The 10,713-nt window shown below is 58.3% G+C and carries 11 protein-coding genes and 2 pseudogenes; all 13 read left to right on the forward strand.

Annotated features, from left to right (window positions below; genetic code table 11):
• The first annotated feature begins 516 nt into the window (after positions 1 to 516).
• Positions 517 to 1,047, forward strand: a complete 531-nt coding sequence (locus tag USDA257_RS11630; protein ID WP_014763152.1) for a DUF4956 domain-containing protein — start codon at positions 517 to 519, stop codon at positions 1,045 to 1,047.
• Positions 1,025 to 1,855: a polyphosphate polymerase domain-containing protein gene (locus USDA257_RS11635; RefSeq protein WP_014763153.1), complete on the forward strand. Its 831-nt coding sequence runs from the start codon at positions 1,025 to 1,027 to the stop codon at positions 1,853 to 1,855. The genes USDA257_RS11630 and USDA257_RS11635 overlap by 23 nt, the downstream gene beginning before the upstream one ends.
• Positions 1,852 to 2,823: an esterase-like activity of phytase family protein gene (locus USDA257_RS11640; RefSeq protein WP_014763154.1), complete on the forward strand. Its 972-nt coding sequence runs from the start codon at positions 1,852 to 1,854 to the stop codon at positions 2,821 to 2,823. The genes USDA257_RS11635 and USDA257_RS11640 overlap by 4 nt, the downstream gene beginning before the upstream one ends.
• A 375-nt stretch (positions 2,824 to 3,198) precedes the next feature.
• Positions 3,199 to 3,510 carry an inorganic phosphate transporter gene (locus USDA257_RS37515; protein ID WP_219731940.1) on the forward strand — a complete coding sequence of 104 codons (312 nt, stop codon included), beginning with the start codon at positions 3,199 to 3,201 and terminating at the stop codon, positions 3,508 to 3,510.
• Positions 3,419 to 3,664, forward strand: coding sequence for an inorganic phosphate transporter (locus tag USDA257_RS38775; protein WP_370055822.1), 246 nt, complete (start codon positions 3,419 to 3,421; stop codon positions 3,662 to 3,664). The genes USDA257_RS37515 and USDA257_RS38775 overlap by 92 nt, the downstream gene beginning before the upstream one ends.
• Before the next feature lie 837 nt (positions 3,665 to 4,501).
• Positions 4,502 to 4,573: pseudogene (locus USDA257_RS38290) on the forward strand (HAMP domain-containing protein); the annotation flags it as partial.
• A gap of 48 nt (positions 4,574 to 4,621) precedes the next feature.
• The gene (locus tag USDA257_RS37755) at positions 4,622 to 5,509 is read left to right on the forward strand and encodes a sensor histidine kinase (protein ID WP_231698940.1); all 888 of its coding nucleotides are present in this window, start codon (positions 4,622 to 4,624) and stop codon (positions 5,507 to 5,509) included.
• A gap of 123 nt (positions 5,510 to 5,632) precedes the next feature.
• A complete protein-coding gene (locus tag USDA257_RS11655) occupies positions 5,633 to 6,307 on the forward strand; it encodes a response regulator transcription factor (RefSeq protein ID WP_014763157.1) in 675 nt (224 codons plus the stop codon).
• A 233-nt stretch (positions 6,308 to 6,540) separates the two neighbouring features.
• Complete coding sequence (locus USDA257_RS11660; protein ID WP_014763158.1) at positions 6,541 to 7,236, forward strand: RNA polymerase sigma factor; 696 nt, start codon at positions 6,541 to 6,543, stop codon at positions 7,234 to 7,236.
• On the forward strand, positions 7,211 to 7,966 hold the full coding sequence (locus USDA257_RS11665) for a hypothetical protein (RefSeq protein ID WP_048657377.1): 756 nt from the start codon (positions 7,211 to 7,213) through the stop codon (positions 7,964 to 7,966). Before USDA257_RS11660 ends, USDA257_RS11665 begins: the two co-directional genes overlap by 26 nt.
• Positions 7,967 to 8,543: 577 nt before the next feature.
• Positions 8,544 to 9,236, forward strand: coding sequence for a hypothetical protein (locus USDA257_RS11670; protein WP_041414111.1), 693 nt, complete (start codon positions 8,544 to 8,546; stop codon positions 9,234 to 9,236).
• A 91-nt stretch (positions 9,237 to 9,327) separates the two neighbouring features.
• A pseudogene (locus USDA257_RS11675) lies at positions 9,328 to 9,620 on the forward strand (hypothetical protein); the annotation flags it as partial.
• Positions 9,621 to 9,761: 141 nt separating this feature from the next.
• Positions 9,762 to 10,388 (forward strand): LysE family translocator, encoded by a 627-nt coding sequence (locus USDA257_RS11680; RefSeq protein WP_014763161.1) that lies wholly within the window; start codon positions 9,762 to 9,764, stop codon positions 10,386 to 10,388.
• Positions 10,389 to 10,713 lie beyond the last annotated feature (325 nt).

Raw genomic sequence — 10,713 nt, forward strand, 5'->3', positions numbered from 1 at the left:
CGCGAAGCGGTGATCCGGCGTCCTGCCTGACCTGTCTTCTGATGCCCGCCTACCGCCCCAAACTCGGTGCGACAACTTCAAGGTCGCGAAACCGGCCGCGATCTTGAGAGCTTCGACCGGTTCTTACCGGGCTCTAATCTTACGTTCTCCAAAATCTAATCTGCGGCTCTCCAAAATCTCGCCGGGATCACACGTGGTCTTAGCCGGCGTAGTTCATAAAGGTGTCATCGGACTGTCACATTCGCGAAATGCCTCCGGGCAAGCTGTTGATCATAAACAAACTTGGCGCTGCCACCGATTTGATGTTCTGACTTTCCAGCGGAATAGAAACGAAAATCGCCCGTTCTCCACTTCAGCGCCACGGATGGCGCCACGGAACAAACCAGGAGCTGAAATGCATATTATCCGGCTGACTTTGGCGGGGGTGCCCGGCGTCCTTGTGGCGAGTGCGTCATGAATCGCGAGCTCCTGCAAGCCCTACAAGATCCACTCGCAGCCCAGTCGATAAGGTTCGCCATGAACCTTGTCGGAATGATGCTGCTTGTCTTCGGCATGTATTATCGACGGTACCGCGACAAGGAATTGGTCACGGCCGCAGCCCTGTTCAATATTTTCGTCTTCGCGGTGCTGACCATCCTGTCGTCGGTGAATTTCAGCGTGGCAGCCGGCTTTGGTCTGTTCGCCATTCTGGCGCTGTTCACGCTGCGCTCCGAACCTCTGACAAAGACCGAGATGACCTATTTCTTCGGCAGTGTCGCCATCGCCGTCATCTCTTCTGTGCAGGGAACCACGCTGCCCTTCGCGGCTATGGTCGTGCTCTTCGTGCTGGTCGGCGCCTATATCGTCGATCATCCGAAGATGCTGCAATCGGTTAGCGGGGCGAAGGTCACGCTGGATAAAATCCACCTTACGCTGCTGTCGGACCCCAAGACCATGCGCGCCGAACTTTCGGACCGGTTGGGCGTCGACGTCCTGTCCTATCAGGTTCTCCAACTCGACTACATCACGGAAATGGCGAGGCTCAATGTCTTCTATCGCAAACACTGACGCTTGGCTGGAGCAGGCTTTCGTGCCGATCAGCCTGGATACCCTCAACGCAAGGGCTGAAATGCTGGAGCGGCTCGACAACAAATATGTCATCGGGGCGGCAGTACTGCGCCGCGCCGCGGCGGAACTGGCAAAGCACTTCGATATTCTTGAGATCGACGGGTGCCGGACATTCACCTACGAAACCTGCTATTTCGACGACGCGGACCGGAACAGTTATTTCAATCACCATCAGGGTCGGCGCAAGCGGGCCAAGGTCCGAATCCGGAAATACCTTGAAGCAGGGCTGTGCTTCGTCGAGGTGAAGCTCAAGGACAAGCGCGGCGCCACCGTCAAGAAGCGACTGCCCTACGATCCGGTCAAATTCGGTGTCCTTGACGAGACAGCGCTGGACTATGTCCACGACGCCTATTTCGACCAGTATCGTCAGGAATTTCCATACGAACTCTCGCGCGTCGTCGACATGCGCTATGTCCGCATGACGCTTGTCGCCAAGCGGGGCGGCGAGCGTATGACGATCGATAGCCAGCTGCGTTTTTTTGCACTTGGCTCATCGCACGCCGTTCGTGACGACCGCTTCATCCTGGAAACGAAATCCGCGAACGGCAACGGGATAGCCGACCGCATTTTGCGGACGCTGCACCAGCACCCGACGAAGCATTGTTCAAAATACTGCACGGCGATCGCGATCCTCAACCAAGGTACGAAGCACAACAAGTTTCTTCCGGCCCTCCGCAAGCTTGGGAGCGTTCCCGGGCAACAACGGGAATTGACCGTCTCACCGATCGAAAAGGAATTCGCCGCATGACAAACCCAAACGGTGTTCGCCGCATGTCCAACCGTCTTGCATGGTCTTCGCTGCTGCTTGCTTCAGCCGCGCTGACAACGCCGAGTGCGGTCGGAGCCGGCGCGGCAGACCTAGAGGTCCTGGACAGCATGGAAATTCCGGCGGAGGGCGCGAACGAAACGACAATCGAGGAATTTTCCGGCCTGGCTTGGGACGAGGATGAGCAGCTTCTATACGCGGTCTCCGATGGCGGCGTTCTCCATCATTTTCGTATTCGCATAGATGGGACCCAGATCGCGGAGATCCAACCCGTCTTCTCCGTGCCGATCGCAGCGACGACAAGTGAGGTTTCCGGCGGGTCCGTCACCAATGCGGAAGGCCTCACCGCGCTCAACGAAGACAATGGCAAGCAATCCGACACTGAGTTGCTGATTGCGTTCGAGGATGGGCCCGCGATTGTTCGGCTTACACCGCAGGGCAAACGGATCGCCGAGATCCCATTGCCTGGCCCCTTGGCGGACGAGAAGCAATACAGCAAGAAGAACAGCCGCCTTGAAGCGGTAGCGGTCGACAAGCGTCATGGTATCCTGACGGCGCCGGAACGGCCCCTGGTGAGCCAACCGGAGGACCGTCACATGCTTTATGCGGTAGACGGAACGACCTGGTCGTTCGGGGCCTTCCAACCTGATAGCAGGCTCAAGGCGATCGAGAAGTTGCCGGACGGCAATCTCCTTATCCTGGAGCGAACCCGCGAGGAAAAGGGCGGCGCACCAACAGCGCGCCTGCGCTATCTCGACTTCGCTGCCTGCTCCGCGAAACGGGAGTGCCACCTTGCGGAGCTTTTAGCCGTGCCTGATGCAATGCTGGTGAACAACTTCGAGGGACTGGCACGCCTCTCTGACGATCTGTTTCTCATGGTCACCGACATGACAAAGAAGGACGCGGAACCGACGACTTTCGTCCTGTTCAAGGTCACGGTGGCTCCGTGAACAAGCAGCGCATCGCAGAGCAATCAGGCCGTTCTGACCAAGTCTCAATCCGTAAGCGTTCAGCCAAAGCGAGGGTCGACAATGTTCTCCCTTCTTTGGCTCAGGCAAACTGTTTTACTCGCTGCTTGACGATGCCGCCCTTGCGGCCCACGACAGCACTAAGGCGCTGGCTTGGGCAATCATCTCGGCATTTGCAAAGGCCGGAGGGCCATTGGCAAGATTGGCCCGGCCGCATTGGGTCAATGCCTTCTTCGGCAGCGCACCACGGGCGTCCGCGGTCCACATGGGACTGGCGCATGGGCGCAGCGACGCGCAGAAGACCATGGGCATCATCGCGCTTGCATTGGCGCATAGACTTCGGGGGCGTTCGACCGTTTGCCGGCCTCGGTGCTATTTCTGTGCCCTGATGCCAACGGGGATGGCATCGACAGCTGGATCATCGTCAGCTGCGCTTTGGTGATGGCGGCCGGTACACCCGGCGGCGGTTGGCGCATCGTCAAGACGCTCGGCCACAAAATGGTCAAGCTGCACCCATCCACGGTTTCGCTGCCCAATGAGTTCGGCGACAATTCTTTCGCTCGTCGCGCAGTTCGCCATGCCCGTATCGCCCACGCACAGCATCTCGACCGCCATCATGGGTGCGGGCTTTGCCAAGTGCCCGCACGCGTTGAGGTGGACGGTGATTGAGCACATCCTTTGGGCGTGGATACTGACGATCCCGGCCGCAGGCGGTGCGGCCTACGGTTTGCTCAGGTTGTTTGAGGCGTTCAGCTGGACTAGCCTCTCACGAGGTGAAGTCGCTAAATTCGGGCGGCACGACTGCATTCTCACCAATTTCTAACCTGAATCTCCCGTATCCTTAATCGCGGGTCCTCTATGTTTGCTCCATGCTGAAACGGCGTCGCGGAAATGTTGCGCCGATCCGCGTGAGCCGATCCTGAACGGTGGCCTTCTCTGCCGTGAAGGGGACGTGAGTATTCATGAATCCGATCGGTTTTCGGGTTCTTAACGCCGATGGACACCGATGGGCATCAGGTCTCGCATTCTTGTATTTCAGCTCATTGTCGTGGGGGCAGTCGTGATGATGGCGGCTATAGTCTACGTCACCATTCGCTCGACAACTTACTACACAGTGCGTGTACAATGGGCCAACAACCAACTGGAAGCTGTCATGGCGCTAACGGTTAATGCCAATCGATATTCCGAGCAGATCGCCGAGTTCCTGTTGATTGGCGAACCGGAGCGTCTCGACTACGAGAGTGCCCGCGCCGAACTTGAGGCAGGATTCGATAAGCTCGAGGAGCTGACCAGGGGAGAGGCCGAGTTTCTGGTGGGCGGCAGCGAACAAGAGGACGGCGGCGACGAGATCTTCCGCATCTCGCGGATGCGCACGCTCTACGGAGAAATCGCCAAAGCCACGTCTGACGCAATCAATCTTCGCAACCAGGGGCGCCAGGAGGACGCGGTCAGGATTTTTCGCCGCGACATCGAAAATCGTTTTGACGCCGAGTTCGAAAACATCCTTGAAGCGGCGCGGCGCGACGAAGAGGAAGAGGTTGCGCGAACCGAGCTGCAGGCAGAAGCGTTGTGGCGACGCCTGACCTGGATGACGGCCGTACTTGCGTTGGCTGCCGTGGTCCTCTGCTTTGTCGCTGCTTTCCTTCTCGCCCGATCGCTGATGCGCCCGATCAGCCTTCTGACCGAAGGCACAGAGGCGATCAGTCGTGGCGATCTCGACCACCGGATCGTCTTTGATGGCCGCGACGAACTCGGTGCGCTCGCCAAGCGGTTCAACGAAATGGCCGCACACCAGCAAGACCAGCGCGACCGGTTGCTCAATGCCAAAGCAGAACTCGAGCAGCAAGTTGCCGCACGGACCGCAGAGCTTGCCGCGGCGAATCAGCGGTTGACTGAGCTCGACCGGTTGCGCGTCCAGTTCCTCGCCGACATCAGCCATGAACTCCGCACTCCACTGACGGCCCTTCGCGGCGAAGCGGAAATTCCGCTGCGCCATGGTTCAAAGCCAGAGGCAGTCTACCGCGATGCGCTCGAACGGATTGTCACTCAGAGCCTGGAGATGGGACGCCTCGTCGACGATCTCGTTTTTCTTTCTCGTTCGGAAACCGATACAATACGGTTCGAACCCCGCCGAACAGACCTCGTGGCCATCATCGCCGATGCGGTCCACGAGGGCGAAATCCTGGGGCGCGCCAAGGGCATCTCGATCAAGGCGGCCTACAGCACCGATCCGGTCTGGGTCACTGCCGACGCGCAGCGGCTCAAGCAGGCTCTCGTCATAATTCTGGACAATGCCATAAAATATTCTCCGCGCGATCGCTCGGTGAAATTGAGCATGACTGTTATGGACGGGCATGCGGAGATTGCGATTCGCGATAAGGGTTTGGGTATTCCAGCCGAGGAAATACCCAAGGTGTTCGAGCGATTTTACCGCGGCCGAAGCCCAAAGGCGTCGCGCCAACTTGGCAGCGGCCTCGGTCTGGCGATCGCGAAATGGCTCATCGAAAAGCATCGGGGCGAGATTGCGCTTAAGAGCGAGGTCGGTTCTTTTACTGAGGTCGTGGTCCGCCTTCCACGCGCTGACGTAACCGCGTCTGCGGATGAGAACGCAGGCGCCTCCGTAGTCGTCCTGAAAAAAAGGTCGCGTGTGAAATCCAACCTGGAATAAAGCACGACCTCCCCTCGTTTCCTGAATTACGATAACTTGAGGCGGGAGCTAATGATCGGGCCCACCGTGAGGGGGGAAGTTCTCTGGCTCCCCGCGATAGGCCCGCGGACGGAGGTGGTGTAAATGTCAAGGATTCTTCTGGTGGAAGATGACGATCGCATCGTGGGCTTCATCAAGCGAGGACTCGAAGCCGAGGGTTACGTTGTCGACGTGACCGATAGTGGCGGGGATGCCCTTGCGATGGTGCGGGAGACGCCATATGCGCTGATCATTCTCGACCGTATGCTTCCCGGGATCGACGGCCTCGAAGTATGTCGCATGCTGCGGCGCGAGCAGCACGAGCATCTTATCCTGATGCTCACGGCCAGAGACAGCCTGCAGGATAAGGTCGAAGGACTAAAGGGTGGCGCCGACGACTACCTGACCAAACCTTTCGCCTTCGATGAATTGATTGCTCGCATGGAAGCGCTGCTTCGTCGCAGGTCCAGCACAGGCACGGACCCGGTCCTCAGGGTTGGCGATCTGGCTCTTGATCCGGTCGGCAAGAAGGTCTGGCGCGGCAAGCGCGAGATCAGCCTGACGGCCAAGGAATTCAAGCTTCTCGCTTATTTAATGTCGCACTCCGGCGCTGTGATCAGCAGAACCCGATTACTCAACAATGTTTGGGATCTGAGCTTCGACCCGGAAACGAAGGTGGTCGACGTCTACATCCGCTATCTTCGCAGCAAGATCGAAAGCGCGGACGAAAAGCCGCTCATAAAAACCGTGCGGGGCTTCGGCTACGTGGTATCGGCCTGAAGCCCCCGGTTCGCTCGGCAAAAACAGTTCTCACCAAGCTCTAACCTGGACCTTGCCATAGTCTAACCTAGGCCTTTCCGAAATCTAGCCGGACTCCCACGCTGGCTTAGCCAGCATGGTCATATGTTGCCACATGAAGATACCAAACCACCCCGCTTGCTGGCGAGCAACAAACCCTTGTTTGTTTATCGCCTCAGCGGAAGGCCAAATTCCATGAGGCTCTCGGGGTCAACATGCGCGATGCCGGCTTTCCTGTGACGTCTGTTGTTGATTTCGAATGCTTGCGGCGGCGACTGACTTCGCTTGATACTCGGGAAACGGGAAACTTCGACGTGATTGAAGTGGATCAATTCGGAAAACGTCTTGTCGTCTTTCTGCCGAATCTGCGCCGTTTCGCGAATTCTCTCTGCCGTTCCCGCGATCTCGCCGACGATCTCGTCCAGGCAACTTGCGAGCGGGCGCTCGCCAATGCTGGGCGTTTTGAACCTGGAACCCGCTTCGACGCCTGGATGTTCCGCATCCTGCGCAACTTGTGGATAGACCACATCAGAAAGCAGCGGACGGCCGGCCCGCATGAGGGCATCGAACAACGTCAGGAACTCGTCGGCGCCTCTGGCGAACGAGACGTGGAAGCCCGCCTTACTCTGAACAGCGTCGCCCAGGCGATCACCGATCTACCCGACGATCAGCGCGAAGTCATCCTCCTGGTCTGCGTTGAGGATCTCTCCTACAGGGAGGCGGCCGATGTTCTCGGGATACCGATCGGAACGGTGATGAGCCGGCTGGCGCGCGCCAGAAAAAATCTCGCCGAGGCAGCGGGAATAACTCCCGGCTTGTCACGTTCACCGATCACGAAGGGCGAGAACAAAAATGATCAGATGCGAGTTTGCAGACGAAACGCTCATGGCCTTTGCAGACGGCGAACTTGACGACGCGACTGCCGCCACCATCGAGAAAGCCATGGAACCGGATATCGCCAGCCAGGTCGCCCTGTTCCTGGAAGCCCGCATTCAGGCCAAAGAGGCACTGAGGCCGGTTCTCGATGAACCCGTTCCCGACCGGCTCAGCCAGTCCGTGTGGCGGATGATCGACGACGCCAAGCGGCGCAGCGCTCCGTCGCACGCCAGCGAGGCTGCGCGTGTCGTTGCCTTCGAGGCCAAAGAAAACCGAGTGCGCCTACAGCGATCCTGGATCATGCCGCTGGCCGCCTCATTGGTCGCCATAGCGTTCGGCATCGGCGGCTATTCTCTTGGGATTGGTATGCAAGACCAGTCGCAGGGGCTTAACGTTACGGGGCTGAACGGACCGGCTCTTTCAGATGCGCTCGGGCAGATCGCGTCCGGAGCGGAAGCCGTCCTGGCGGGCTCCAGCGACAGGATTCGTGTCGTCGCTTCGTTTCGGGATGAAAGCGGCTCGTTGTGCCGCGAATTCGAAATCGAAGCCGCGAACCGCTCCACTGTCATAGCCGTTGCGTGCCGTTCAAATGACGTTTGGGCGGTAAACTTTGCCGTTGCCGCCTCGGCGGCCGATGGTGGATATGCCCCGGCATCGTCCATGGGATCGCTCGACGCCTATCTCGCGGCCGCTGGCGCACATGAGCCTCTGTCCCGGGAAGACGAGGCAACGGCATTGAGATTGTTGGGCGAGGCAGAAGAGTAGTGGCGGTAAGTTCGTTTTTGCGAAGCCCACTCCAAGTCGTCAAATGCATTTTCGAGTATAAATTGGTAACGAGGAACGTCGACTGAGTGGTGTAACTAGAGGGCATAACGTTGGTTCCCGCTAAACAACGCTAATGCCCTGATCTACTTCGTCACGTCGGTCCGGAATCGGGGCCAACGCCGCTGCTTCGCCGGCAAGCGTTGCCTTGAAGGCCGTCGGCCCAAGCGATGGGGAAAAACGTGTCGCTCCCGGCGGTTCTTCAAGGGCGCGTTCACGTTGTGACGGCTTAACTTCACGAGCGGCGCGAGCAGTCGCGAAGAGGCGGTTGAGGTTGAGGTAGAGGAGGTCGAAAACGCGGGACTTCGCGCCTGAAAGGCCGCCCGGGGGCATGATGTGCCACCAGCGATAATGGCGACACTGCTCGCCATCTAATGCCGCTTGAGAAGACTACGTGGTGCAAAACGGCCACATATTGAGCGTTTGCTCGATGCCAAATGCGATGCGTGCCTATTCGCCCTACGTTTGCCACCCTTCTGGCTGACCTGTTTGTGACGGTTTCATGACAGGAGATGAAGCGATGAGGCGGGAGAATGTTGCATTCATTTTGAAGGTGGCCGGGACCGTAATCGCACTCTTCATCATGGGGCTTTGCAGGCCAGATTTACTGGTCGAAGACCATCTCGTGGAAAGTCTGGGCGCACTGGCATTCGCGGCTGCATCTCTGCTCGCTCTAGGCACGGCCATTCGAAATTGTGCCGTTTTCTCCGCATACGAGAGAAACGTCCTCGTTGGCACGAGCGGACTGTGTATAATCCTTTTTCTCAGCGAGATCAGTTTTGGCGCTCGCATACTTGGACTGAAGATGCCGCAAATGCGCGGCGGCGGTGAGTTCGACGGCGGCCATGATATCGCCATCGTGGCTTTCCGGCTCATGCGAGACACTGGTCTCGCCGGCTACCTTATCGCGGCGACTGCGTCGTTGCTTCTCCTGGTCTCGGCAGCAGTGCTTCTTTACTCATATCGTCAACAAGCCGGCACGATCCTTGTTCAAATTCTCACGAGCGTGTTTGAATGCCGCATAGTTTTTGCTATGGCTATGCTCGCAAGTGCCGTGACGCTCGATCTACTAACGTCATACAAGGCGGCAGTTCTGGAAGAGGTCCTCGAGTTTGCCGCAAGCGGCGTATTCGTCCTTGCTATTATCGCATTCCGACGCGAAACAAGTAGCAAACGCAAATCGCCGTGCCGCGCCGTCTATGGGAAGGCTTAGGGCAAGGAGTGTGTCCGCGCCGCGCCCAATAAAATGCGCCCGCCATTCCGCGGGCGCAGAATCTATGGCTATACTCTTGTTGTAGAGCGCGAAGAGTTGGGAAGAGGCCGGTGTGGTCGGCAAGGCGAAGAAGCGCCCTTTGGGATACTACACGTACCTGAAGACGCTTGATAACGGAGGGAAGATACCCACGGTCGTTGAAGTTCACGCCCTGAAGGCAGACAAGGTCCACAGCACATTCCCGGAGCTCGACCAGCGCCAGGTCGAATGGTTTCGCCCGCTGAAACTGCCGTGCGTGCTCAAGAGCCCCAACTGAAAGGGCCGCTCTCGAGCATGCTGAAGATGTCCACTGTCTCACGTAGAGCATCGTCGGAGTCCGGGTGACTACTGGCAATCTTAAAGTTGGGTGGGGAGCCGAAGTCCAATGCTGAGGTGCCGGACGGCACCTTCGCGCCGCCAGAAGCAGACACTGTGTTCACGGAACGCGAACTTGCTATTCGCCTACCCTTGTGTGAATGGGAAGTCATGATCCCGTTCGACATACTTCTGACCTTCGTAGGTGCTGCTACTTTACTCGCTTGGGTGCCGGGACCGGATAACCTCTTCGTGCTGACCCAGTCGGCTCTCTCAGGCCGGATGGTAGGCGTGTACGTGACGCTTGGGCTTTGCGTCGGTCTAGTTGTTCACACCATCGCTGTTTCGCTTGGCGTGGCAGCGATCTTCCAGACGTCGCAGACGGCTTTCGATGCGCTCAAGTTCGTTGGCGCGGCCTACTTGCTCTATCTCGCCTACAGCGCCTTCACAGCGAAGCCAGACGAACTGGAAGCCACCAAGGAGCGAGCTCAGTCTCTGCGGCAGATGTTCGCTCGCGGCGTTGTAATGAACGTGACCAATCCGAAGGTCGCGATATTTTTCCTCGCCTTCCTACCGCAGTTCACCGCGCCTGAGCGTGGTAGTGTTGTCCTCCAGATGCTGATGCTCGGGGGTGTATTTATCCTGTGCGCATTCGCCTCCTTCGCGCTCATCTCCGTCCTAGCTGGTTCTCTCAGCCGTTGGCTGCGGCAATCGTCAAAAGGTCAACTGTGGCTCAATCGCGTGGCCGGTATCGTTTTTGTGGGATTGGCGGTCAAACTTGCCACTTCCCACCGGTAGTGATCCCCCAAGAAGTCCGCTTCGAGCCCAAATCCGGCCGTTACCTTTTTGCCTGTCACGGCGGCCGCTTCGGTTCGTACTCTGCCGACTGAGAGGAGCCTGTCCAACAACGGTTGTGTGCGAACCGGCCAAAATCCCCATCGTGTGAAAGCTTTGGTCGCTCGGGCCAGAGTGTCATTTCGCCCCTTACCGGAACCGACCTCTGATTTGGTGCGGCCTCCTCGGAACCCGGCAGGACGAACTCCACCGTGTGCTCGGCTTCTCCCGTGCCTCCAAGGGGTGCTCGACGATCCCCGTGACCTCGGAGCCCTTTGATGGGAACGCA

It is taken from the genome of Sinorhizobium fredii USDA 257, assembly GCF_000265205.3.
Taxonomy (GTDB): Bacteria; Pseudomonadota; Alphaproteobacteria; order Rhizobiales; family Rhizobiaceae; genus Sinorhizobium; species Sinorhizobium fredii_B.